Origin of the sequence: Mycobacterium farcinogenes (genome assembly GCF_019739075.1) — a bacterium.
In the GTDB taxonomy this organism is placed as follows: domain Bacteria; phylum Actinomycetota; class Actinomycetes; order Mycobacteriales; family Mycobacteriaceae; genus Mycobacterium; species Mycobacterium senegalense.
Window position 1 is genome coordinate 2,910,102 of the sequence record NZ_CP081673.1, and the last position, 24,209, is coordinate 2,934,310.

The following is a 24,209-nucleotide window of genomic DNA, read 5'->3' on the forward strand; positions in this document are numbered from 1 at the left end:
CCTACCGGAAACGATTGTTGTGCAGCGGGGCGAAAATGACATGAGTAGTGCGCTACCCGATCCGGAATGTGCGGCCTCGTCGGGTTTCGAGTAGTCGAATACGCGTGTACATCCGGCTCTTCTGAGCGACCATCGATCGACGCAGGAAAACCTGGGGTGGCGGAGTGTGCCGAGGAGCGCGGTGAGTTCAACTGGGGATGTCTGGGCAAATCGGGTACTGGCTGTGCTGGGAGACCGCCAGGGCGGCTCGGTCACCGACATGACGTCGCTGGCCGAGGCCGTCGCGGCCAGGTTCGCTTCGCAGTTCACCGAGCGTGACCGGCAGTACGAGAATGCCAACCCCTACTGGCACAACCGGGTTCACGATGCCGTCGCGACACTTCGCCGGCGCAGGCTGATCGCGCCGAAGACGGCCAAGAGCGACACGGTGCGGTTGACCGCGGCGGGACGCCAAGCCGTCGCGGACGCGCGAGTCCGGACCGAGGCGGCGACTCAGCCGCGGGCGCGAGCTGCCGCTGCGGCGGGCGAATGCGCGGCGGCACCGGAGGCCGGCACCACCGAACCGCCCAAACGCGATCCGGTGCTCGCCGGCGTCGTGACACCGCCGCTGCGCACCGCGATGGCGCGGGAAGGCAGCGAGGGTCGCATACCGATCATGATCGAGCTCAACCTGACCTTCCAGCCATCGGTGGCCGCCGCGATCGAGCGCGTGGCGCGGCTGTGGGAGCTGGTCGGTGGGGCCCAGACGCCCGTGGCGCTGGCCGATCAGTTCATGGCCGGCGAGCTGACGTCCGACCAGATCAAGTCCCTGGTTTCCGCGGATGCGGTCCCGCAGTCCTGGACCGAGCGGGCGGTCTACCGGATCTGGCCCGATTTCGAGGTGCACCCCCAGATCGACGCTTCCTCGACCACCATCAAGGCCATCGCCGCGCAGCGGTCGTTCGACAGCTTCGGCGAGGGAATCGTCTGGGCCGTAGTCGATTCCGGCATCGACGAGAAGCACGCGCACTTCGCGGCGTATCAGAACCTGAGCGATCCGGCGGTGGTCGACCTGCATTGCGACTTCACCGGAGGCAACGCCCCGCTGACCGACACCGACGGGCACGGCACGCACGTGGCCGGGATCATCGCCGGAGGATTGGTGGACCGCAAACCCGAAGACGTGGTGGTGGTCGAGAAGCGGCTCAATGATCCTGAGCACGGGGGCGATCCGATCACCGCGCCGCGCACCGTGGCAGACCCGTCGCGGCTGGCGGGTATGGCGCCGAAGGCCAAGCTGGTCAGCCTCAAGGTGCTCGGCCGTGGGGATGAGGCCTCCCGGGTGAGTCGGGTGATGCAGGCCCTGGCCTACGTTCGGAAGCTCAACGCCGGAAGTGAGCGGGTGCCCCGGATTCACGGCGTGAACCTCAGCCTCGGCTACGAATTCGACGCCGAGTGGTACGCGTGTGGGCAGAGCCCGATGTGCATCGAGGTCGACAAGACCGTGCGCTCAGGTGTGGTGGTGGTCGTGGCCGCGGGCAATTCCGGTTACGTGTCACTGAACACGGCCTTCGGCAAGGACTCGGTCAAGTTCACCGCCGACATGACGATCAACGATCCGGGAAACACCGAGAGCGCGATCACCGTCGGCTCCACGCACCGGAGCTCGCCGCACACCTTCGGTGTCTCGTACTTTTCCTCGCGTGGCCCCACCGGGGACGGGCGGCGGAAACCGGACCTGGTGGCACCCGGGGAACGCATCACCTCGGCCGCGGCCGGAAGTCGCCGCGACAAGGTCACCAATCAGATCACCGTGGCCGACGACGTGCCGGTCTACGTCGAGGAGAGCGGAACCAGCATGGCGGCTCCGCACGTATCCGGCGCGATAGCCGCATTCCTCTCGGTTCAGCGCGAGTTCGTCAGCGAACCGGAGGCGATCAAGCGCATCTTCGTCGAATCGGCGACCTCGTTGAACCGGGACCCGGCATTCCAGGGCAGTGGCCTGCTGGATCTCCTGCGCGCCCTGCAATCAGTATGACGTGAAAGGGAATTCGATGACCGACAATGTGGCAGAGCGGACCTGGCGCCTGGTATTCGATGCCGATGGCGATCCGGACCCGGTGGTGCTGGCGGACCTCAAGGATCGGATCGGTGCGGCGGGGTTGACCGATCTGGTCATGTTCTCCCATGGCTGGAACAACGACGAAGCGGCCGCGACGAGTCTGTACGGCCGGTGGTTCGGGCTACTGGCACCGCAGCTCGACCCGGCTCGCGCAGTCGGCTTCGTCGGCGTGCGGTGGCCGTCGCAGCTCTGGCGCGACGAGCCCATCCCGGATTTCTCCGCACCGGCGGCGCACGACGGCGGCGGTGCGGCGGCGCTGGGTGACGAGGCGGCCCCCGTGCCCGCCGGGCCGGCCACCATCGACCCAGCCCAACTCGCGGAGCTCAAGGACATGTTTCCGCACGGCAAGGAGCAGCTGGACCGGGTCGCCGGCCTGCTGGCCGCCCCACCGAACACCGATCGCCTCCCGGAGTTGCTCGATGCGTTGCGTGAATTCAGCGCGGCCACTCAGACCGGGTTCAACGACGGTGAAGCCGACGCCCCCGATGCCGGGCCCGGGATGCTCGCGCCCGACCAGGACCCGGAGAAGCTGTTCACCACCTTCGCCGATGAGTTGTCTTCCGCCGGAGTGCGATTCGACGACACCGACGGGGGAGCGGCGGGTCTGGGCGATATCGCCGGGCGGCTCTGGCACGGCGCCAAGGAGGCACTGCGCCAACTCAGCTACTGGAAGATGAAGAACCGCGCCGGAGTGGTGGGGCGGCGCGGGCTGGGGCCGGTGATCGATCAGCTTCACGCGGACTTCCCCGATTTGCGGATCCACCTGGTCGGCCACAGTTTCGGGGCCAGGGTGGTGTCCTATGCGATCGCGGGGATCAGCGATGTCCAGCCCTCACCGGTGAAGGCGGTGACCCTGCTGCAGGGCGCGTACTCCCGGTTCACCTTCACCGAGCGGCTGCCGTTCCGGAAGGGCGCAGGTGAGCTGACGGGGCTGCTCAACCGCATCGACGGGCCGCTGACCGTCTGTTTCTCCAGCCATGACCGGGCGCTCGGAACGTTCTATCCGCTGGCCTCGGCCGCGGCCGGCGAAGACGCGGCAGCAGTCGAGGATCCGTTGTTCCGCTGGCGGGCCATGGGCTCACACGGGGCATATCAGTCCCAGACACAGGCCCTGGGCGACGCGGGCGCGAGCTACCCGTTCCAGCCCGGTCAGATACTGAACCTGGACTCGTCGGGTGTGGTGGCAAAGGACGAGGGGCCATCCGGCGCGCACAGCGACATCTTCCACGAGGAATTGACCTGGGTTGCCGCGGCCGCCGGGAGATTGAACCCGGCTTGATCGGGTGTGATCGCGGCTTCGCCGCTCAACACACTCCATCGGCTCGGAAATGAACGCTGGCGTCCATTTCGCTGGTCTCAGTCGGGTGTCCGAGGGGGGACTTGTCCGTCTACGACACGGGTCGTAGTCTGGCGATTGGGGCGCTGACCGCTTCGGTCAAGCATCGGCCCACGTTTTTCGCTCAATCGCCACGCCGAGGAGCTCGCCCATCGGGCGGCCAGCCGTCGGTACCGGACTCAAGTGGAATATTCAGGGATCGAAGCAGGATTGAAAAGAGCCGCCAATTGGCGATTGCTCCGACAAGTTCGACTAAAACCGCGTGATCGCTATTGAATGCCTTCTGGCACGCAGCCCAGTTTTCCTCGGAGATGACCCCGTCGCGTACCACATCATCGGTCGCTGCGAGGACCGCACGTTCGACTGGCCCGAGGCTTTCGGAATTCTGCCAGTCGCGCACCGCGAGGAGATCATGCTCAGGCACGCCGAGCAGTGTGGCGATTCGCCAATGTTGGGTCCATTCGTATTCGGAGCCGGTGATCCAGCCGATGCGCATGATGACCAGCTCGCGTAGCCGCGCGTCAAGGGAACCGCGGAAGAGTAACGCGTCGAGCAGCCCGTGCAGCGCAACTGCCACACGCGGCTGATGAAGTGCCACGCGGAATACCGACAGGTCTGCCAACTCTTCGGGCAACCCACATTCGGCAGCCCGCAGCTGGGCCTGCTCGCGGTCGAGCATCGGTACGCGTTCCGCCATGGTCACGGGTGGCCCTCTCTGTTGAACCTCTGCATGCCGTCAGGGCGTGGGCAAGAAGACGTTGTGCAGCGCCGCGCTCGTTCGGGCATTTTCGTCTGCAAGCGAAGTGAGCAGCGGCGCGAGCCCAGCGAATCCGGTTGATTCTCTGGTGATGCGGTCGAACGGCCAGCGGCCTTCAGCGAGGATCTCGAGGGCTGCCCGGTAGGCGGGATACTCCACGCCGAGTGCGCCTACGACGTGTAATTCTTTATATACCAACAAGTCTGGTTCAAACCGGGGCGCGCCGCCTCGCCCGCGGGTGCCGGCCACCACGACTGTGCCGCCGGGTCTGGCAAGGTCGACGGCATCGGCGAATGCGGAGGGTGCTTTGGCGGTGACGTCGACGACCACGTCGGCAAGCCGTCCGCCTGTTTCACGCTGGAGCGCTGTCACTGTGTTGTGCTGCGATACATCGATGGGCAGGTCGACACCGAATGATCTGGCTATGGCCAGTCGTTGTTCGTCGCGTGGGCCGACGCCGGTCATCGCGACGAAAGCGGCTCCCGCCTCTTTGGCCGCCACGGCCGCGCAGACTCCGCGGATGCCGGGCCCCAGGATCGCTACGACGTCCCCGGCCTTGGTGTCGGGAAGAGTGGCCCCCCATTGGATACCGGCCCCGAGAGGGTTGAACAACGTGGCGAGAACGGGATCCATGTCCTCGGCAATCGGGAGCAGCATCGCGTCCCACGGAAGCTCCACATGGGTGGCGTATCCGCCCCATAAGCCCGCGCCGATCTGCACGTCGACGAACCCGAACATGGTGGCGATGCCGTTCGCCGCACACCGCCGGTATTCGCCGCGGCGGCACTCGGGGCAGTCTCGGCAGGACCGGAACACCTCGACGGCCACGCGCTGGCCGGCTTGTACACCCCAGCGTTGGCTGGCCGCAGTGCCGACGTGTTCGACGATGCCGACGATTTCGTGACCTGGAACGAATGAGAAGCTGGCAGGCAGGTGTCCGGTGAATTGTTCGTGATCCGTCCCGCACAGACCACATGCTTCAACTCGCAGTATCGCACCCCGGTCGCCGACGTCGGGAATGGTGATCCGGCGTCGCTCCAGATTCTGCGGTCCGGTCAGCACCATCGCCTCGGCGATCATGAAAGCTCGAATCCGGTGAACGACCCTGTGTTTCGGAGGCACACCGTTTTACCGACGTACATTTCCCCGCCCATCGCCTCGGCAATCTGCGGATCGTCACTGCGTGCGACAACTCTTCGCCCGTCGGACAGGTGCGCGATGATCGGAGTCCATCGAGGTCGCCCGTCTCGGTCGTAGACAACCGTGTATCCGTCCACTGTCGCGCGACCGGTCGCCTCGCCGACGCCCGCGACGGCCAGCCGCGACGAATCGATGTGAGCCTGTTCGACTGCCGTGTCGATCAGCCGCCATCCGGCTGGCGGCGGGGAGGCCGACCACACACCGACCGAATGCTTCGTCGAATACCACCCGAGGCCGGTGACGAGTCCGGCATCGGTGGGGTCGCGTCTGCACCGTCGGACCATCTCAACGATCGAGTGGCTGACGTAATTGTTACCAGGGCCGCCGTGATAAGGCAGCCCTCCGGTTACTGTGAGGCCTCTCTCGTCGAGGGGGTCCACGTCGAGAGCCTCGGCAGCCATCTGAATTGCCGACGGGAAGCAGGAGTAGAGGTCGAACCACCGAATGTCGTCGGTGGTCAACCCGCCCGCATTGAGAGCCTTGCGTGCCGCTACCTCGATACCCGATGAGCGACTGAGGTCCGGCCGTTCCACGGGGAAGTACACGTCGTTGCAAGTCGCTGCTGACCAGGGAAAGACCCAACGATCGCGCCCGACGCCCAATTCGTCCGCTACCTCGGCCGCCATGAGGATGAAGGCTGCAGCCATGTCGACGGACATGATGCTGTTGAGCAGCTTGGGGTAGGGCAAGCAGACCATGCGGTTTTCCGCGGTGACTTCGCTGAGTTCGGTGGCACTTCGTGTGCGTGGGAACCAAGCCTGCTGGGGATGGCGTGCCGCCTCGGCTGTGAACGGTGCCATCAGCGTGCCCAGCCACTCCCGTTGAGCATCGAAGTCGCGGCCGTGGCGCGCGGCGATCGCGGACTCGAAGATGGGATACACCTCGTGCGGCCAACTCAGACCCACCGATAGTTCGGCTTGACTCAGCCCGGGGCGGGCGTCGCCCAGGGATTCGTCGCCGGAGCGGGGCGGGGGCGGCGAGTTGAGAAGTCCCCCGCCCTGGAGCTTGCGCGCGGAATGCCCGCTCTCCGCCCCGACGACCAGGACGACATCTGCGCGACCCTTGGCTATTTCGCCACCCAACACCTCGACGAGATACTGCGGGGTGTTTCCGCCGACCGGACAGCTGATGCGGCGGGCGGGACCGATGCGCATCGCTTCGGCGATCCTGCTGGCGGGATTGTCGCGCGGGATGACCAGGATGCCGGGAGTCGCGACGGTGTCGATGCGCCGCTCGACCGCGCGACCTGCGTCTCTGACCGCGCGGCGTGCGGCCTCCACCGCCAAGTCGATCGGGTCCACGAAGTCGTCCCCGCGATGGGTGACGTCGCCCACGCCGACGACCACCGGGGTACGCGCTTCTACCGACACCGGCGCCCGCTCAGGGCCACGGGGCTGACTTGAGACATAACTGCGATGGTGTCATGTGCGTGAGCAAGTCACAATGGTGCGCGCTCGCGGCATACTGGCTGTGTGGCGACGAGGTTGTTGAGATGGGGCGCCGCCGCGCCGACAGATCGTGGGTCCGCTCGCGACAGGTTGCTCGATGCTGCCGAGCGGTGCCTCGAGAGTTGCGGTGTGGTGGGCACGACCATGGAGGACATCGGCAGAACAGCGGGTGTGTCCAGGGCAACGGTGTATCGCTACTTCCCCAGTCGGGAGGCGGTGATGTCGGGCGTCATCCTTCGCGCCGCCGGGCGCTATCTCGACCGCATCAGCCCGCGGATCGCGGCGCACGCCGACCTGGGCTCCGCGCTCGTCGATTTCGTGGAATACACGATTGAGGCCGCGCGCCGCGAAGAGATCATCGGATTGTTGTTCGGCAGCGACGAGGAACTCGCCGGCGTGGGTCTCGCGGCGGGGACCTCGACGTCCCTCTTCGAAATCGTCACCGAATTTCTGCGTCCCATCTTCACCAGACACTGGAGTTGCGTGGAACCGGGCGTCTCCGTCGACGACGCCGCCGAGTGGGTTGTCCGCACGATACTGAGCCTGCTGACTGTTCGGGGGCCGCGGGAGCGCAGTCGTGACGGACTCCGGGCGTTTCTGTCGAGGTTTCTCCTTCCGGCGATCCTGGCAAGTGACCACCGTCGACCGGTGTGACAACTATGGCGTAATGTCTCGACAGCAGATGAGTTAGGAGGGCCTGTGCAATTCACCGCGTTCAACGAAGAGGTCGCCGAGCAACTAAAGAGCGCAGCAGAAGCCACGGGCGGGTTGGCCGGTTACCTCGGCTTCCGCCACACGGAATTCACTGCGGGACGTCTCGTCGCGGAGATGGACGCACGCGACGACCTGAAGACGCCTTTCGGCAACCTGCATGGGGGCTGCTTATCGGCCATGGTCGACCACTGCCTCGGAGTGGTGTTTTATCCCGTGATTCCAATGGGATCCTGGGTCGCGACAACGGAGTTCAAACTGAATCTGCTTCGTCCGGTCTCCAGCGGCACCTGTGTAGCCACAGCTGAGATCATCGCGCTGGGCAGAACCAGCGGTGTGGCGCGGATCGACATCTGTAACGACGGCAGAGCGGTGTGTGCGGCCCAGGGCACTGTCACCGTCGTCGCACCGAAGACGAACTCCTGATGCCTGCACACAGAGCAAGTGATTCGTCGGCCCCTGTCGTCGAGCGGGTGCCCACGGCCGACGGGCTGTCGCTGGCCGTCGACCTCTACCGCTGTGACGCGCCGCGGGCGGTCGTGTTGCTCCTTCACGGCGGAGGTCAAAGCCGGCACGCCTGGGATGTCACCGCCCAACGCCTGCACCAGCGGGGCTACACGGTTGCCGCGTACGACACCAGGGGACACGGGGACAGCGACTGGGCCCCTGACGGACGCTATGACATGGACCGGCTTGGATCCGACCTGTTGGCCGTGCGCTCATACGCCGGTTCCGGCCGCCCCGTCGCCGCGATCGGCGCATCTCTGGGCGGCTTGACCATTCTCGGAACACACTTGCTCGCCCCGCCGGACCTATGGCAGGCCGTTGTGCTGGTTGACGTCACTCCGCGAATGGAGATGGACGGCGCCCGACGAGTCGTAGCGTTCATGTCGGCACACCCCGAAGGTTTCGACAGCCTAGAATCGGCCGCTGACGTGATCGCCGCCCACAACCCGCACCGCCCCCGCCCCGACAACCTCAACGGCCTCCGAAAAGTCCTCCAACGTCGCGAAGACGGTCGCTGGGTTTGGCGATGGGATCCAGCCTTCGTGACGTCGAATTTCCAGTTTCTGCAGGGCGATCCAGACGAAGGCGCAGAGGACTTCGAGATGATGAGCGCAATCCTCGTCGATGGCGCCCGCCGGGTATCCGCGCCGACGCTGCTGGTCCGAGGCCTGCTATCTGACATCGTCTCCGAAGAGACAGTGAAGGATTTCCTCACCTTGGTTCCGCACGCGCAAACCGTCGACGTGTCGGGCGCGGGCCACATGGTCGCCGGCGACAACAACGACGTGTTCTCGACGGCGGTTGTCGACTTTCTCGACGGGACGATATGAACCCTGGTGTCGGTTGACTGTCCGTGTAGGGATGGCGCCTATCCTGCTCCTATGCCAGCTGAACCCGTGCGGATGTCGTTCCGCCGACATGTGCGTGACCAGGTTCTCAGGGCGACACGAGAACTCACCATCGAGAAGGGCTGGGATCAGGTCCGGATGAGCGAGGTTGCCGAATCGGTCGGCGTCTCCCGCCCGACGTTGTACAAAGAGTTCGGCGACAAACAGGGGCTCGGTGACGCGCTTGTGGTGTCAGAGGGCCAGCGCTTCCTGGAAGGCATTCGTGCCGTCCTTGCCGAACATGTGGGCGATGTGCAGGGCGGCATCACCGCAGCGGTGCAGTTCACCCTCTCTGAAGCAGAAGACAGCCCGCTCCTCAAGGCAGTTCTGACATCCAACCCCTCGGGGAATGATGGCGGTGGCTCGTCGTCTACGGGGGTCCTTCCTCTTCTGCCGACCTCGGCTTCCCTGCTTCAGCTCTGCTCCGGGGCTCTGACCACGTGGTTTAACGACCACTTCGCCGATCTCGACCCCGAAGACGTCGAGGACGTCGCAGATGTTCTGGTGCGACTGACAGTGAGCCATGTTGTACTCCCAGCTGCGGACATTGCCACCACTGGTGAGCGGATCTCCCGCGTAGCACTTAGGTACCTGGGGGTTGTCCACAGTTTGTGATCAGCAAGCTTTCGCGACTATGCATCGAGCCGACGGCATAGTCTCTGAGTTCCGAGCGCATGGTTTGCCGCTGTCGCAACATGTCAGATCGAGCCGGCGAGGAGGTCTGAGCGGTCGACCCGAAGTTGCTGGCTGATGGCCCGCTTACTGGACATGAAATCGCGCGGACGATTGACGCAGTCGGCGGCGATGAGTTCGCCCTCGCGGAAGTAGAAGCAGCTGAAGTCACGCTCACGCGACGGGTCACCACTGAGCAACACTTCGTCGTATCCGGCGTTGAGACCGGCAATCTGGAGTTTGAGATCGTACTGGTCGGACCAGAACCACGGAAGCGCAGCGATTGCGCTGTGTTTTCCGCAGATCGTCGCCGCAGCGATCTTGGCCTGCTCGCCGGCGCTCGATACGGATTCCAAACGAATACGCCAGCCGTATCGAGCCATGGTGTGGCTGGTGCAGTCGCCGGCGGCCACGATGTCGGGGTCGCTGGTGCGGGCCTGGTCGTCGATCACGATGCCGTTGTCGACGGATAATCCTGCGGCCGAGGCGAGCTCGGTATTCGGCACCACGCCGACGCCGACAATGACCAAGTCGGCGGGGATCGATTCGCCGTCAGCCAGCACGACCTCCTGCACCCCACCGTTACCGGAGAAGGCTTCGACGAGGGCGTGTGTTCGGATCTCCACTCCCTCGCCGCGGTGGATTCGGGTGTAAAACGCGGAAACCTCCGGCGCGGTGACCCGTTCGAGTACACGCTCGGTTGCCTCGAGGACGGTGACGTTCATGCCGAGCGAACACAGCGAGGCCGCCGTTTCCAACCCGATGTAACCGCCGCCCACGATCACAACCCTCCGACCCGGTGTGGCGGCGGCACGGATCAACTCGACGTCTGCAGCGGTACGCAGGTAGTGAATTCCGCGAAGATCCACCCCTGGTGTGGGGAGTCGTCTGGCCCTTGCGCCGGTGCACAACGCGAGCTTGGTGTACGTCAGCGTGTCGCCGGTGCTCAGAGACACACGCTTGGCACTCCGGTGGATCGCCTCCACGGTCGCATTCAAGAGTCGAATGTGCTGCTTTTCGTAGAAATCAGCGCCGCGAATCAGGAGGTCGTCGAGGCCGTTCTTGCCGGCCAGGTATCCCTTCGACAACGGAGGCCGGTGGTAGGGTAGTCCCCTCTCGTCGCCGATGAGCACGACCTCCCCAGACCACCCCTCCCTTCGAAGATTAGCTGCCAACTGCGCGCCGGCGTGGCTCGCGCCGACGATCACTGCTCGTTCGGGAGTCATGCACTCGGCCTGGGAGTGAGGCGAACCATCAGCTTGCTGATACCCCTGACGAAATTCGATTGCACATACTCGGGTTCGCCGACAACCTCGATGTTCTCAAAGCGAGGGAGCAATTCCTCCCACAGGATTCGAAGCTGCAACTCAGCAAGTCGGTTTCCCATGCACCTGTGCACGCCGAACCCGAACGAGATGTGATTGCGGGCGTTGCTCCTATCGATGATCAACTCATCGGCCCGCTCGAAGACACGCTCATCGCGGTTACCAGAGGCGTACCACATCACGACCTTGTCGCCCTTGCGGATGAATTGCCCGTTCAACATGATGTCTTTTTTCGCGACTCGGCGCATGTACGCCAACGGGGTCTGCCAGCGAATGATCTCGGACACCATGTTGGGAATCAGGTCAGGGTTCGCCTTCAACTTCTCGAACTGATCGGGGAACTGGTTCAAGGCGAGTACCCCTCCGCTCATCGAGTTGCGAGTCGTGTCGTTTCCCCCGACGATCAGCAATACCAAATTGCCGAGGAATTCCATCGGGCGGTCGATGAGATCCTTGGTGTCCTCGTTGGCCTGCAGCATCGTGATCAGATCGAAGCCCGGTCGCTCCCCGTTGGCGGTACGGGCCGCCTTGTCATGCCAGAGAGCGCTGAGCCCCTTCGCCATGTCGACCATGCCACGAAACACTCTGTCGTTGTCGGAAGGACCACCATTGGCTTGCTCCATGGAGGTGGCGAGGTCCGACCATTCCACGAGCTTGTGCCGCTGCTCGTACGGGTAGTCCAGCAGGGTCGCGAGCATGCGCGCTGTCAGTTCGATGGAGACGTGGTGCACCCAATTGAACGGCTGATCCACCGGTAGATCGTCCAGCACTTCCTGGACACGCGAGCGGATCAGCCCCTCCATCTCGCGCAGGTTCTTCGGCGCGACAACCCCTTGGACGGAAGCGCGCTGCAAGTCGTGTTGTGGCGGATCCATCGCGATGAACATGGCGATGTCCATAAAACGAGGCGGTCTCCCGATGATGATGAACGGCTCTGCGGAGAAAGCTTCGTGGTTCTTGTCGACGGCGATGATGTCCGCGTGGCGGGTCACCGACCAGAACGGGCCGAACGGACTGCGAGCCTGGTAATGCACCGGCGCCTCGTTGCGCACGCGTTCGAAGTAGGACTTCCAGCGGCCTTGGCGGTAGAGGAACGGGTTGCTGAGATCGATGTCGGCGATATCGACGTCCTCGACCGGAGGAATGGGCGTCTCGGTGAAGATCTTCTTACCATTGGTTCCGGTTACCCACCGACGTGTCTTGTCGTAGAGGTGTGCGCCGCGGATTTGCAGCTCCAGAGGCACGGCAGACTGGGCTTTGGCGGCCACTGCCGCGGGAATACTCATTATTGTTTCCTCCAAATCCATGACGTTGTTTCAGAGCTGGAACTCAGGTAGCTCGACCGTCATGCCATCCCATGCCTCGGAGGCGGCCATCTGGCAGGACAGCCTCGACGTCGGCTGACGCTCGGGGTTCATCGCGAGCATCTCCTCTTCGTTGGCGCCGCAGAGTCCCACCGTGTCCGACCACTCGGGAGCGACGATCACGTGGCATGTTCCGCATGCGGCTTCCCCTCCGCAATCGCCGTCGATGCCGGGCACCGCGTTATTGACCGCGATCTGCATCAAGGACTGCCCTTCGGTCAAGGGGGCTTCGTACTTCTCGCCGTCATGAGAGACGAAGGTGACGACTGCCATGGTTGACTCTCCTCAATCTGGAACTTCTCCTAACGAGTTTTGTCGCGCGTGACCAGCGTCGCTAGGCTCGCAAGAGTCAAAGAGTTGTGTTTTTAGCTCACGCGCAGGGAGGCACGTGAAACTCGACGACTCGGGTATGCCAGCGCTGGCTTTCCTGCAGATGCTGGACAGTGAGGCGCTGGGGCATGACGCCAGCATTGCGCTGCGCAGCATCATGGTTCGCGAGCACGTCACCGAGTCGATGTTGGTGGGCCGCGACGCACAGGTCCCCTTACGGTGGTTCAGGGAGATATATTCCGATTTCGATTGTGATCAGGGAACCCGTCTGGGTTTCGCGTTCGCTGAACACGCCAAACTGACGTCCTTTGGGGCACTCAGTGTTCCCTTGGTCAGTGCGGGCTCGGTAGCCGAGGTTGTCGAGTTGCTCGCTTATCTGCCGGTGATCACCACAGCCCTCAGCCCGTCGTTCCATTCGACGGAACGCGGCCTGACGATCGGGCTCACCGGTCGCACCGGTGACGCGGCCCTGAACTGCCTGGCCGTCACCTACGGTGGGCTGGCGCTGCTGCGTCTGCTCGACATGCTTGCGGGTGCCGTACCGAATATTGAACTGCATCTGAGTCATTCAGCGCCGGAGTCGTGGGTTCTTCATGACGAAGTGTTGGCGGGTCGGATCTTCTTCGACGCCCCCAGCTCGTTCATCCACGTTCCCGCGGCTACACTCGAAGAGGTCTGTCGATTCACCGATCCTGTGGCGTATCGGATTGCCGTCACCGATTTGCAGCGAACTCTCGATCAACGACGTGACGCATCGTTCTCCGAAAAAGTTAGAGACCTGCTGGAGAAAGATCCCGGACAAACGAACATCAGCCGGACGGCGGGCGAGCTCTCGATATCCCCGAGCACGCTGAAGCGGCGCCTGCGCGAAGAGGGGACCACCTTTCGCGAATTACGTCAGTCGTTCTTGCAGGAGCGAGCAATTCTGCGACTTCTCGACAGATCGGTGTCTGTGAGCGAGATCGCGGCAGAACTCGGGTACGCGGACCTCACGAACTTCACACATGCCTTCAAACGGTGGACCGGTCGTTCACCGCGCCACTTCAGAAGAACGCGCGACTGAGCGCGCATAGATCCGTCCTGGCGTGTGCTGGGCGCCCATCGGAACCGGCGGGCTCCACGATCGGCCGCATCTGTCACGTGGACAGGGTCGAGAAACGACACGAGCGGCGCGGGTTCTGGTCATCCCGGCACCGTCTTGGGAAGAGCCGCAACGATTTTCCAGATTTTTCATACCGCGCTAGGGGCGGGGGTGACTCGGACCGCCGGGCACGCTATGCTAACCGTCGTTCACGTCGGGGTCGGCGTTGAACGCGTGGTCGAGAGGAGCCCGGATGTCACACGACCAGCCGGCCATCATTGGTGCCGCCGAACTCACTCCAGGAAGAAACGTTCCGAACACCTCCACTGAATTGCATGTGCGCGCCGCGGTCGCGGCTCTCGCCGACGCAGGGGTGGCCCCAGACGAGGTCGACGGTCTCGTGTGCGCTGGGCCGATGACGAACGAGGGCTCGGTCTTCCTGTCCGAGGACCTCATGGACTATCTCGGGCTGCACAACCTGAAACTTCAGATGACCTGTCAGCTTGGCGGCGGGACCCATCTGGCCATGACGCGCATGGCGAGTAACGTCATCGCCCGAGGCGAGGCCGAGACGGTGCTGGTCGTGTCGGCGGGCAAGTTTCCGCCGATACGCGATGGCGGGCGCGAACTGATGGCGCTGGTGTGTGACCACGCGTTCGAGATGCCCTACGGACCGTCCGTGCCGGCGCTCTACGGCTTGATCGCGCAGGCATGGATGCACGAGACAGGACAGGGCAAGGCGGACATCGCCGAGGTCACCGCGTCGCAGGACCGCTGGGCGGCGCTGAACCCCGCGGCGATCGCGCACCGCTCGCAACGCCTGAGCGTGGAGGACGTGCTGGCGTCCCGACCGATCGCCGGGCCGTTCCACTTCTACCACTGCTCGATTCCCTGCGAGGGCGGTGGCGCGCTCGTGCTGGGCTCGGCCCGCCGGGCCCGCCAGGGCAAACACCGGCCGGTACACCTGCTCGGGTTTGGAGAGGGTCACACCCACGGCTTCCTGACCTCGCTGGCCCGCCCCGGTCGTACCGGGGCCGCCCGTTCTGGTCCGATGGCCTTCGAGCGCTCCGGACGGGCGCCGGCCGACATCGACATCGCCTTGCTCTACGACGCCTTCGCCTCAAACCCGGCGATGATCCTGGAGGAGGCGGGCTTCGTGAAGCCCGGCGGGGCAGGCGATTTCTACCGTGACGGCCGCGCCGATCCGGGCGGCGACCTTCCGGTGAACACTGACGGCGGCCTGATCCGGTTCGGGCACACCGGGACCTCCTCTGGCATTTCGCAGATCCTCGAGGGTTATTGGCAGTTGTCCGGTCGCGCCGAGGGCCGTCAGGTCTTCGGGGCGGACACCGCGTTCGTGCACAGCTACGGCTCGATGCTGTGCAGTCACGTCAGCATGGTGATGGAGGGAGCGTCATGACCGCAGCTTCGAGTTCGCTCGACGGTTTGCACGATCCTGAGGCGCTGCCGCCGCTGACCGATGTCAACCGTCCCTACTTCGCAGCAGCGGCCCGCGGCGTACTCGTCTTCCAGCGGTGCGCGAACGGCCACCCGTTCCTCTACCCGCGGCTGGTGTGTCCCGTCTGCCATGACGGTGAGTTGGCCTGGGAGACCGCGGCGGGTACTGGTGAGATCGTCAGTTTCGCGCCGGTGTACCGCCCCCCGTGGGACTCGTTCCCGCGCAGCGAGCCGTACGTCGTCGTGCTCGTTCGTCTGGACGAGGGGCCGCAGTTGTTGGCCAGTCTCGAGGGCGTGGCCCCCGATGAAGTTGCGATCGGCGCAAGAGTGCGCGCAGTGTTCGAGCGGGTGAACGAGGACCTTGGGCTGGTCCGATTCAGGCCGGCGGCGTCGTGAGCACGTACGGGGTCTCGGTGCTCGGCGCGGACTTGGCCACCCTTGTCGAGACCGCCGAGGCTACCGACCTCGCCGGCTTCGACGCCGCCTGGGCCTCGGAGTTCTACTCGCGCTCCGGCTCGATCTCGATGGCCGCGATGGCCGCGCGCACAAAGCGCTGCCGCATCGGGTCGTCGATCCTGTATGGCGTCGGGCGCAGCCCGCTCGTGCTCGCCACCGAGGCGCGTGACCTCGACGAGCTTTCAGGCGGGCGCGTCGTACTCGGGCTCGGCAACGGCACACGCCGCATGATGAGCGACTGGCACGGCGTGGAGGACACCTCCGCTCCCGCTCTGCGCATGGAGGAGCTGGTCCCGCTCGTGCGTCGGATCTGGAACCTGCACGAGGGCCCCGTGCGCCATGAGGGGCGCTTCTACCGGATGAATCTCGTCCCAACCGGCGACGTCGCGCCGCCGAAGCGAGCGATCCCGATCATCACCGCGGGCGTGCGTCCGCGGATGTGCGAGGTGGCAGGGCGCGTAGCCGACGGGTTGGCTGGTCATCCGCTGTTCACCACGAACTACGTCGAGGAGGTCGCCCGCCCAGCCGTCGTGCGCGGTGCGGAGCGGGCCGGACGCGATCCCGCCGACATTGAGATCGTCTCAATGGTCATCTGCGCGGTGCACGACGACCCACAGATCGCACGTCGTGAGGCCGCGCAGCAGATCGCGTTCTACTCCTCGGTGAAGACCTACGAGCACGTGCTCGACGTCAGCGGTTTCGCCAGGCAGGGAGCGGCCATCCGCGACGCGTTCGCGCGGCGTGACCTGCCGGCCATGTTCGCCGCGGTCACCGACGACATGATCGACGCGATGGCGGTGGCCGGCACCGCCGCCGAGGTCCGAGAAGGGCTGCGCCGCTACGAGGGCGTGCTGGACCACATCGTTCTCTACTCACCCTCGATTGGCCTCGCGCCCGAGCGCATCGCCGAGAACCTCGGCAGCCTCATTCGCGATTGTGCGCCGGCCTTCGCCGGCGGGAAAGGTGACCAGAGTGGCTGACGCATCGCTCATCGGGACGCAACTCGGGAGGACCACGTTTCCCGTCGACCGGTCCAAAGTGCGCGAGTTCGCACTTTCGCTCGGCGACCGCGACCCGGTCTACCAGGACGTCGCGGCCGCCCGCGCCGCCGGCTTCGGCGCGATCCCCGCTCCTCCGACCTTCGTAGTCTCCTCGGCTCACTGGCGCGCCGACGACGATATGTTCGGCGCCCTCGGGCTCGACCTGCGACGCGTACTGCACGGTGAGTGCGGCTGGGAGTATTTCGCGCCGGTGTTCGTCGGCGACGAGCTCACCGAGACTCGTCGGGTGTCGAACGTGACCAGCCGCGAGGGCAAGCGCGGCGGCACCATGACAATCGTGACGATCGAGACCGACTTCACCAACCAGCGCGACGAACTCGTCGTGCGCCAGACCGACGTCTTGATCGAAACCGGAGGCTCCACCCAATGACGACATCCCCCGCGCCGGTGGCGTTGGCCATCGGCGACGAGATGCCGAGCTCACAGTTCGGCCCGCTGACGCGCTCGCACATCGTCCGCTACGCCGGCTCCGGCGGCGACTTCAACCCGATCCACCACGACGAGGAGTTCGCCCGCGCGGCCGGCATGCCCGGTGTGTTCGGTATGGGACTGCTGCACGGCGGTGTGCTCGCGCAGCGGCTGACCGCCTGGGTGGGGCTGGCCAACATCCGCTCGTTCCGCATCCGGTTCACTGGTCAGGTATGGCCCGGTGACCTGCTCAGCTTCGGCGGCAGGGTCACCGGCGTGCGCGAGGCCGGAGGGCACCAGGTGGCAGACCTCGAACTCGTGGTCACGCGCCAGACCGGCGAACCCGCGATAAAGGGGAGCGCCGTCGTGCAGGTGGCCCGGTGAGCGCGCCAACGAGCGACGTCACCGGCCTCGGGATGACGTTCGGGACCTTCGACGAAGGCCGGGCGTGGGTCGGTCATCGCTCCGAACCGCGGCATGCGTGGTTCCCGATCGACCGCTCGATGGTGTTGTACTACTGCTCGCTCGTCGAGGACGCGAACCCCCGTTACTGGGAGGGTGAGGACTGCCCGCCCGGGCTGCTGATGAGCCTCGGCTTCGCGCCGCAGTGGGTGCCCGGGTACCTAGCGCGTGCCGACATGATGTTCGCGCTCAGCGTCCCGTTGCCGGGCCACCACATCATCAACGCCTCGACGACGACGGAGTTCGAACGCCGGCCCCGGGTAGGCGATCACGTGTCGATCGTGGAGGAGATCGCCTCGATCTCCGAGCCGAAGACGACGCGGGTGGGCACCGGCGTGTTCATCACCACGGTGAGCACCTTCTCCGACCAGCACGGTGAGGTCATCGGCCGCAACACCAACGTGCTCTTCCGATACGACACTGCCGATAGTGACGGCGCATCATGAACGACTCCGCCGAGCACAGCATGGTCCGCGTCCCCGTGCGGTTCGAGGACATCGCCGTCGGCGACACCCTGACGCCCGTCTCGATCGACATCAGCTACAAGCGCATCTGCATGAACGCGGCTTCGACATGGGACTGGTTCCCCGGTCACCACGACCCCGACTACGCGCGCAGCCAGGGCCAGCGCACGATCTACCTGTCAACCCTCTTCTTCCATGGCTTCATCGACCGCGGCCTCAACGAATGGGCCGGACCCGACGCACTCATCCGGCGCCGCAGAATCTCAATGATCCGGTCGATCTACCCGGGCCAGACCGCGACCCTGAGCGGCAAGGTCGTGGCCAAACGCGACGATGGCGGACGGCGCCTCGTCGACCTCGAGTTGCTCGTCTCGAGCGAAGCTGGTCCGTGCGTGCCGAGTGAAGCCACCGTTGAGCTGGCCGACCCGTTTGTCGAGGTGCCGGGGTGAACTGCCACTCACATGCGAGGCGACGGTGAGGGACGGAGGCTCGGTGGCCGAGCAACCGATTCGCTACGAGGTCGTCGACAGCGTGGCCTGGCTGACGATCAACCGGCCCGAGGCGCGCAACGCGCTGAACAACGCTGTGCGCACGGGGCTTTTCGACGCGGTACGCCGCTTCAATGACGACGACGCGGCGAAGGTGCTCGTCCTCACCGGCGTGGGCGATAAGGCGTTCTGTGCCGGCGGGGACTTGAAGGAGATGGCGCACAACGCGCTCAAGGTTCCGCCGAAGGACTTCGCTCCGCAGTTCGGCCGCAACATCGATGTCGCGAAGCCGACGATCGCGGCCGTCAACGGTGTCGCTTTCGCCGGGGGCTTCCTGCTCGCGCAGCAGTGCGACCTGGTCGTGGCTGCCGAACACGCGACCTTCGCCGTCAGCGAGGTCAAAGTCGGCCGCGGGTCGCCCTGGGCGGCACCCCTGTCCTGGCTGGTGCCTCCGCGCATCGCCATGCAGATCCTGCTGACCGGCGAGCCGATCACCGCCGAGCGCGCCCACCAGGTCGGCTTGGTCAACGAGGTGGTGCCAGCCGATCAGTTGCGCGAGCGTACCCAGCAGTTGGCGCTCAGCATCGCCGCGAACGCACCGCTATCGGTGCTTGCGTCCAAGCGCACCGTGTACCTCTCGGCACAGCACCCCCTCGCCGCCGCCTACGACCTGGCCGACGAGATATGGGAGCCGGTCTATCTGAGCGACGACGCGCAGGAAGGCCCTACGGCGTTCCGCGAGAAGCGCGCACCACAGTGGAAGGGACGCTGACATGGCGGTGACCATGCAGTCGGTAATCGTCGACATCGAAGCCGAAACGGCCGCGTTGCGCGAACTCATCGCACCGCTGCCCGAAGGTCCGCGCGGCTGGGACGCGCCGACTCCGGCCGTGGGCTGGGCGATCCGCGACCAGATCAGCCATCTGGCGTTCTTCGACGACGTGGCGGTGCGCTCGGCCACCGACCCCGACGGTTTCAGCAGCGACTACCTGCCGATGATGGCCGACGGAAGCATCTCACCCGACGTCATCGCTGAGCGCTACCGTCAAATGCCGGCTGCCGACCTGCTCGCGTGGTTCGACACGTCGCGTGCAGCCCTCGTTGCGGCGTTCGCGGACATTGCCCCGGCGACCCGCCTGCCGTGGTTCGGGCCGCCGATGAGCGCGGTCTCGTCGCTGACAGCGCGACTCATGGAGACCTGGGCGCACGGCCAGGACATCGTCGACGCGCTCGGCGCGACCCGCGAGGCCACGGCACGGCTGCGGCACGTGGCCCACATCGGGGTGGGTGCGCGCGCTTTCAGCTACCTGGCCAACGGTCTGGACCTCCCCGCGGACCCGGTACGCGTCGAGCTGACCGCTCCGGACGGCAGCGTCTGGACGTGGGGGCCAGCCGACGCCGCCAACCGCGTGAGCGGGCCGGCGCTGGACTTTTGCCTGTTGGTGACCCAACGCCGCCACCGCGACGACACCGCTTTGGTCGCCGACGGACCGCTGGCCGACCAGTGGCTCGCGATCGCCCAGGCCTTCGCGGGGCCCCCTGGCGGCGGGCGCGTGGCGGGCCAGTTCGCAGGGGGGCAGCGGTGAGCGTCCCGGTCCGCATCGGCAACTGCTCCGGCTTTTACGGCGACCGCATCGCCGCAGCCCGCGAGATGGTCGAGGGCGGTCCGATCGATGTCCTGTGCGGTGACTATTTGGCCGAGCTGACCATGCTCATCCTGGCCAAGGCCCAGGCCAAAGACCCGTCCGGCGGGTACGCGCGGACTTTCCTCACCCAAATGGAACAGGTGCTGGGCACCTGTCTCGATCGTGGCATCAAGGTCGTCGCGAACGCGGGCGGGCTCAATCCCGCCGGCTTGGCCGCCGCGTTGCGCGAGCTGTCCGCACGTCTCGGCCTCACCGCGCGCGTCGCGCACGTCGAGGGCGACGACCTACGTGGCGGCCTCCACGCAATCACGCCGCCCGTCGGCGACATCAAACCGGTATCGGCCAACGCCTACCTCGGCGCCTGGGGCATCACCGAGGCGCTGCGTTCGGGCGCCGACGTCGTCGTGACCGGCCGGGTCACCGACGCATCCCTGGTGGTCGGTCCAGCCGCCTGGTGGCACAGCTGGGCGCCCGAGGACTGGGATCGGCTCGCGGGCGCGGTCGTCGCCGGGCACGTGATCGAGTGCGGCCCTCAGGCGACAGGCGGCAACTACGCGTTCCTCGACGAGATCACCGACCGCCGCTACCCGGGGTTTCCGATCGCCGAGGTCGCCGAGGACGGCTCTTCGGTGATCACGAAGCATCCCGGCACGGGAGGATTGGTCTCAGTCGGCACGGTCACCGCCCAGCTGCTCTACGAGATCGCTGAACCTGCCTACCTCGGCCCCGACGTCGTCGCCCACTTCGACACCATCCGGCTGGCTCAACAGGATGAGCACCGCGTCGCGATCAGCGGTACGAAAGGCAGTCCGCCGCCGGACACGTTGAAGGTGGCGTTGAATGAGGTGGGCGGCTTCCGTAACACGATGACCATGGTGCTCACCGGCCTCGACATCGAGGCCAAGGCGGCCTTCGCCGAACAGCAGCTCTTCGACGTTCTCGGCGGACGCGACGCCTTCGACGAAGTCGACGTGAGGCTGTTGCGTTTCGACGTCTCCGATGCACCGACGAACGAGCAAGCCTGCGCGCACCTGCGTGTGACGGTCAAGGACGCCGACCCGCGCAAGGTGGGCCGAGCATTCTCCGGCGGGGTCATGGAGATCGCCCTGGCCGGTTTCGCCGGCTTCCACACCACCACGCCACCGTCCTCGGAGACCGCCTTCGGCATCTACCGGCCGGCCTACGTTGCGCGCTCGGCCCTCACGCACGTACTGGTCGACGCCGACGGCACACGGCACGAGATCCCCGACCCGCCGACCGGTGCCGTCCCGCCGGCTGGGATTGCCCCGCCCGCGAAGCTGCCGGTGCCGTCCGGGCCGACACGTCGTGCGCCGCTCGGGTCGGTACTCGGCGCGCGGTCCGGAGACAAGGGCGGCAACGCTAACCTCGGCCTGTGGGCACGGGATGACCCTGGGTACGCGTGGGCGCGCGACTACTTCAGCGTCGAGCGGCTGCGCACACTGCTCGGGCCGGAGACGGCGCACCTGCCCATCGAGCGCTTCGAACTGCCGAACTTGCGCGCCCTCAACGTGGTGGTGCACGGCTTGCTCGGTGACGGAGTGGCCTCCTCGACCCGGCCGGACGCGCAGGCCAAGGGGCTCGGGGAATATGTGCGGTCCCGCATGGTGGACATTCCCCAGTCGCTGCTCGTCACACACTAAATCCGGTGCGGGGCGCCGTCTACCTGCTGTGTAACCGCGCCGCTGAACAGCGCCGCAACGGCCGCGGCGGCCAGCATCGCCTCAATCGTCGCGTCGTCCAGCGACGCCGGCATGTACGCGGACGCGTTGAGCAATGACAGCACGGCGGCAACCAGGCCCTGTGCGCGCTCACGGTCCAGATCGCCCCGTGCTCGTACGAGCGCGTCGACCCAGAAGGACTCGTACCTGTGCTGTCGGCGTCGCAGGGCACGGGTCGCCAGCGGCGACAGCGAGCGGTGCTCGCGGGCGTAGACGGCCAACAGGCCGCGTCGTCGCGCGCCGAAGGCCGCGTGTAGGTCGACAAGGGCGTGCAGGACCTCCGTCGGTGTGCCGGCGTTGGTGGCGCGCCGGGCGCCAGCCAGCAGCTCAGTCATGGCGGCGTCGCATAACTCGCGCAGGATCGCGTCCTTGTTCTGAAAGTGCCGGTAGACGGCCGGCCCGCTCACCCCTGCTGCGGCACCGATGTCGTCGATGCCCACGGCGTGAAAGCCTTGCCGCGCGAACAGGTCGGCGGCGGCCTCGAGGAGCAGTTTGCGGCGCAAACCGGCCACTTTCAGGCCTCCTGTCGATTTGTGGTTACGTTGTTCGCCGTCCGATCCGCTGGGCCGGGCTGGGATCCTACCGGCGCTGGGGTTGCCTGCGTCGGCACCCGCCGCACCAAATCAAGGGAGGTGAACGAAACCGCTAGCCCCCGCCGATGCTGTCGCATCCTCTTCTCAGTTCATGATTTAGGGGCCCTGCTTCGAACCCGCGATGTGCAGCGGCACGACTCAGCGCAAAACGACTCCGCCCTCGATGCCCGTGAACTGCGCGCCGCTCGGTCTTGAGCAGCTTGCCGGTGGCGTTGCGCGGCAGTTCGGCGACGAAGTGCACGTCACGCGGACACTTGAAGTGCGCCAGCCGCTCCCGGCACCACGCCACGATCTCCTCGGCGCTCGGTGCCTGTGTTGCCGGGTCGGCGACGACGATCGCGACGACGCGTTCGCCCCACTTTGAGTCCTTGCCGCCGATCACGGCGGCGTCGAGTACCGCCGGGTGGCGGAAGAGAACTTGCTCGACCTCGATCGGGTAGACGTTCTCGCCGCCGGAGATGATCATGTCCTTCTTGCGGTCGACGAGGGTGATGAAGCCCTCGGCGTCCATGCGCCCGAGGTCGCCCGTGTGGAACCAGCCCCCGCGTAACGCCTCGGCGCTCGCCTCGGCCTTCATCCAGTAGCCGGTGAACACATTCGGGCCGCGCACGATCAGTTCGCCCACGGTGTCGGTCGCGACGTCGCGGTCGTCGTCGTCGACGATGCGGGCGTCGACATGCATTGCGACGCGGCCGATCGACCCGGCCCGCTTGCTGATGTTCTCGGCGTCTAGGACGGTCACCAGGGGAGCGGTCTCGGTCATGCCGAAGCCCTCGGTGAAGGGCACGCCTCGCTCGCGCATGAAGTCGATGACCGTGAGAGGGACGGGCGACCCGCCGCCCATGGCGAAACGCAGCGCAGACAGGTTGAAGGAGTCGAAGTCGGACACCTGTGTGAGAGCGGTCCACATGGCCGGCACCATGAACTGAACCGTGACGTGGTGGTCGGCCATCGCCTGCAGCGTAGCTCGCGGCTCGAAGGACGGCATGATGACGCTGGTGCCGCCGACGTAGAGCAGCGGCAGGGTGTGTACTCCCAGCCCGCCGATGTGGAACATCGGCGCCACCGCGACGGTGACGTCCTCGCCCCGCAGGCCGATGTCGGTGCCGAGGACGTTGATCGCGTTCCATAGCAGGTTGTCGTGGGTGAGGATCGCGCCCTTGGGTCGGCCCGTCGTCCCCGACGTGTACATGATGAACGCGGGGTCGCTGCCGTCGACGTCACCGTTGAGCGGTTCGAGCGCGGCGCCCGAGACGACGTCTTCGTAGCCGAGCTCGCCCGGCGCCGGCACCCCACCGGCGCGCACGACATGGCGCACGCGGACTCCGGACTCGGTGACGGCGCTCCTGGCCTGCGCGGCGAACGGCTCGTGGAAGACCAGAACATCGGCGCCTGAGTCGGCCAGGATGTAGCCGATCTCGGGTCCGGCAAGGCGCACGTTGAGCGGAACTGCAAGTGCGCCCATTTTGGCGCAGCCCAGCAGCACCTCGATGAACTCGGTCGAATTGACCAGCAGCATCGCGACCCGATCGCCCTTGCGCACGCCGAGGGCGATGAGTGCGGCGGCGACCTGGTTGGTGCGCCGATCGAGGTCGGCGTAGGTGATGTGCGCGCCGTTGCTGATCAACGCGGTGCGCCCGCCGTTGAGGAAGGCGCGCCGGGTCACCCACTGACCGATGCCGAGTTTCATGCGATTCCCTTTCATTCCGCGGCGA

At 65.9% G+C, this 24,209-nt stretch carries 24 protein-coding genes and 1 pseudogene; 17 read left to right on the plus strand and 8 right to left on the minus strand.

From position 1 onward, the window contains the following. The first annotated feature begins 181 nt into the window (after nucleotides 1-181). Both K6L26_RS13745 and K6L26_RS13750 read left to right on the plus strand, forming a co-directional pair. Nucleotides 182-2,017 (plus strand): S8 family serine peptidase, encoded by a 1,836-nt coding sequence (locus tag K6L26_RS13745; protein WP_245008729.1) that lies wholly within the window; start codon nucleotides 182-184, stop codon nucleotides 2,015-2,017. A gap of 16 nt (nucleotides 2,018-2,033) precedes the next feature. Next, nucleotides 2,034-3,380, plus strand: a complete 1,347-nt coding sequence (locus K6L26_RS13750) for an alpha/beta fold hydrolase (protein WP_221853264.1) — start codon at nucleotides 2,034-2,036, stop codon at nucleotides 3,378-3,380. Between the two features lie 181 nt (nucleotides 3,381-3,561). Here K6L26_RS13750 and K6L26_RS13755 read toward each other — a convergent pair whose 3' ends face one another. The 3 genes from K6L26_RS13755 to K6L26_RS13765 are packed head-to-tail and all read right to left on the minus strand — an operon-like array spanning nucleotide 3,562 to nucleotide 6,764. Further along, a complete protein-coding gene (locus K6L26_RS13755) occupies nucleotides 3,562-4,140 on the minus strand; it encodes a carboxymuconolactone decarboxylase family protein (protein ID WP_005060984.1) in 579 nt (192 codons plus the stop codon). Between the two features lie 33 nt (nucleotides 4,141-4,173). Next, a complete protein-coding gene (locus tag K6L26_RS13760; protein ID WP_005060986.1) occupies nucleotides 4,174-5,274 on the minus strand; it encodes a zinc-dependent alcohol dehydrogenase in 1,101 nt (366 codons plus the stop codon). Then, the gene (locus K6L26_RS13765; RefSeq protein WP_005119751.1) at nucleotides 5,271-6,764 is read right to left on the minus strand and encodes an acetyl-CoA acetyltransferase; all 1,494 of its coding nucleotides are present in this window, start codon (nucleotides 6,762-6,764) and stop codon (nucleotides 5,271-5,273) included. Before K6L26_RS13765 ends, K6L26_RS13760 begins: the two co-directional genes overlap by 4 nt. A 168-nt stretch (nucleotides 6,765-6,932) precedes the next feature. Here K6L26_RS13765 and K6L26_RS13770 point away from each other — a divergent pair, with 168 nt between their 5' ends. The 4 genes from K6L26_RS13770 (at nucleotide 6,933) to K6L26_RS13785 (ending at nucleotide 9,562) form a co-directional block, all read left to right on the plus strand. Next, the gene (locus K6L26_RS13770) at nucleotides 6,933-7,496 is read left to right on the plus strand and encodes a TetR/AcrR family transcriptional regulator (RefSeq protein ID WP_074351707.1); all 564 of its coding nucleotides are present in this window, start codon (nucleotides 6,933-6,935) and stop codon (nucleotides 7,494-7,496) included. A gap of 45 nt (nucleotides 7,497-7,541) precedes the next feature. Next, nucleotides 7,542-7,979: a PaaI family thioesterase gene (locus K6L26_RS13775; protein ID WP_005060992.1), complete on the plus strand. Its 438-nt coding sequence runs from the start codon at nucleotides 7,542-7,544 to the stop codon at nucleotides 7,977-7,979. Continuing rightward, on the plus strand, nucleotides 7,979-8,890 hold the full coding sequence (locus tag K6L26_RS13780) for an alpha/beta fold hydrolase (RefSeq protein WP_005060993.1): 912 nt from the start codon (nucleotides 7,979-7,981) through the stop codon (nucleotides 8,888-8,890). The genes K6L26_RS13775 and K6L26_RS13780 overlap by 1 nt, the downstream gene beginning before the upstream one ends. Nucleotides 8,891-8,980: 90 nt before the next feature. Then, nucleotides 8,981-9,562 (plus strand): TetR/AcrR family transcriptional regulator, encoded by a 582-nt coding sequence (locus K6L26_RS13785; protein WP_005119754.1) that lies wholly within the window; start codon nucleotides 8,981-8,983, stop codon nucleotides 9,560-9,562. Between the two features lie 83 nt (nucleotides 9,563-9,645). Here the strand turns inward: K6L26_RS13785 and K6L26_RS13790 are convergent, their stop codons facing one another. From K6L26_RS13790 to K6L26_RS13800, 3 genes are read right to left on the minus strand one after another with little or no spacing between them, the layout of a single operon-like run. Next, nucleotides 9,646-10,845: an NAD(P)/FAD-dependent oxidoreductase gene (locus tag K6L26_RS13790; protein ID WP_005060998.1), complete on the minus strand. Its 1,200-nt coding sequence runs from the start codon at nucleotides 10,843-10,845 to the stop codon at nucleotides 9,646-9,648. Continuing rightward, entirely contained in the window at nucleotides 10,842-12,230 is a 1,389-nt protein-coding gene (locus K6L26_RS13795; protein ID WP_005061000.1) for a cytochrome P450, read from the minus strand. The genes K6L26_RS13790 and K6L26_RS13795 overlap by 4 nt, the downstream gene beginning before the upstream one ends. A 30-nt stretch (nucleotides 12,231-12,260) precedes the next feature. Further along, nucleotides 12,261-12,581, minus strand: a complete 321-nt coding sequence (locus tag K6L26_RS13800) for a 2Fe-2S iron-sulfur cluster-binding protein (RefSeq protein ID WP_005061001.1) — start codon at nucleotides 12,579-12,581, stop codon at nucleotides 12,261-12,263. Between the two features lie 115 nt (nucleotides 12,582-12,696). Between K6L26_RS13800 and K6L26_RS13805 the strand changes: the two genes are divergently transcribed. The 11 genes from K6L26_RS13805 (at nucleotide 12,697) to K6L26_RS13855 (ending at nucleotide 21,823) form a co-directional block, all read left to right on the plus strand. Next, nucleotides 12,697-13,701 (plus strand): helix-turn-helix domain-containing protein, encoded by a 1,005-nt coding sequence (locus K6L26_RS13805; protein ID WP_005061003.1) that lies wholly within the window; start codon nucleotides 12,697-12,699, stop codon nucleotides 13,699-13,701. Nucleotides 13,702-13,972: 271 nt separating this feature from the next. Then, nucleotides 13,973-15,139: a thiolase family protein gene (locus tag K6L26_RS13810; RefSeq protein WP_005061005.1), complete on the plus strand. Its 1,167-nt coding sequence runs from the start codon at nucleotides 13,973-13,975 to the stop codon at nucleotides 15,137-15,139. Continuing rightward, on the plus strand, nucleotides 15,136-15,573 hold the full coding sequence (locus tag K6L26_RS13815) for a Zn-ribbon domain-containing OB-fold protein (protein ID WP_005061010.1): 438 nt from the start codon (nucleotides 15,136-15,138) through the stop codon (nucleotides 15,571-15,573). Before K6L26_RS13810 ends, K6L26_RS13815 begins: the two co-directional genes overlap by 4 nt. Then, the gene (locus tag K6L26_RS13820) at nucleotides 15,570-16,613 is read left to right on the plus strand and encodes an LLM class flavin-dependent oxidoreductase (RefSeq protein ID WP_005061011.1); all 1,044 of its coding nucleotides are present in this window, start codon (nucleotides 15,570-15,572) and stop codon (nucleotides 16,611-16,613) included. The genes K6L26_RS13815 and K6L26_RS13820 overlap by 4 nt, the downstream gene beginning before the upstream one ends. Next, nucleotides 16,606-17,064 carry an FAS1-like dehydratase domain-containing protein gene (locus K6L26_RS13825; protein ID WP_005061013.1) on the plus strand — a complete coding sequence of 153 codons (459 nt, stop codon included), beginning with the start codon at nucleotides 16,606-16,608 and terminating at the stop codon, nucleotides 17,062-17,064. Before K6L26_RS13820 ends, K6L26_RS13825 begins: the two co-directional genes overlap by 8 nt. Next, nucleotides 17,061-17,486, plus strand: a complete 426-nt coding sequence (locus K6L26_RS13830) for a dihydroxy-acid dehydratase (RefSeq protein ID WP_005061016.1) — start codon at nucleotides 17,061-17,063, stop codon at nucleotides 17,484-17,486. The genes K6L26_RS13825 and K6L26_RS13830 overlap by 4 nt, the downstream gene beginning before the upstream one ends. A gap of 32 nt (nucleotides 17,487-17,518) precedes the next feature. Beyond that, nucleotides 17,519-18,010 (plus strand): FAS1-like dehydratase domain-containing protein, encoded by a 492-nt coding sequence (locus K6L26_RS13835; RefSeq protein WP_005061017.1) that lies wholly within the window; start codon nucleotides 17,519-17,521, stop codon nucleotides 18,008-18,010. Further along, entirely contained in the window at nucleotides 18,007-18,477 is a 471-nt protein-coding gene (locus K6L26_RS13840; protein WP_005061019.1) for a hotdog family protein, read from the plus strand. The genes K6L26_RS13835 and K6L26_RS13840 overlap by 4 nt, the downstream gene beginning before the upstream one ends. 43 nt (nucleotides 18,478-18,520) lie before the next feature. Further along, the gene (locus K6L26_RS13845; RefSeq protein WP_005061022.1) at nucleotides 18,521-19,288 is read left to right on the plus strand and encodes an enoyl-CoA hydratase/isomerase family protein; all 768 of its coding nucleotides are present in this window, start codon (nucleotides 18,521-18,523) and stop codon (nucleotides 19,286-19,288) included. Nucleotide 19,289: 1 nt separating this feature from the next. Beyond that, nucleotides 19,290-20,102: a TIGR03084 family metal-binding protein gene (locus K6L26_RS13850; RefSeq protein ID WP_005061024.1), complete on the plus strand. Its 813-nt coding sequence runs from the start codon at nucleotides 19,290-19,292 to the stop codon at nucleotides 20,100-20,102. Further along, the gene (locus K6L26_RS13855) at nucleotides 20,099-21,823 is read left to right on the plus strand and encodes an acyclic terpene utilization AtuA family protein (RefSeq protein WP_005061026.1); all 1,725 of its coding nucleotides are present in this window, start codon (nucleotides 20,099-20,101) and stop codon (nucleotides 21,821-21,823) included. The genes K6L26_RS13850 and K6L26_RS13855 overlap by 4 nt, the downstream gene beginning before the upstream one ends. Here the strand turns inward: K6L26_RS13855 and K6L26_RS13860 are convergent. Continuing rightward, nucleotides 21,820-22,413, minus strand: a complete 594-nt coding sequence (locus tag K6L26_RS13860) for a TetR/AcrR family transcriptional regulator (RefSeq protein ID WP_005061028.1) — start codon at nucleotides 22,411-22,413, stop codon at nucleotides 21,820-21,822. The two genes, K6L26_RS13855 and K6L26_RS13860, sit on opposite strands and share 4 nt — an antisense overlap. A gap of 219 nt (nucleotides 22,414-22,632) precedes the next feature. Next, nucleotides 22,633-24,184 (minus strand): annotated as a pseudogene (locus K6L26_RS13865) (acyl-CoA synthetase). Nucleotides 24,185-24,209 lie beyond the last annotated feature (25 nt).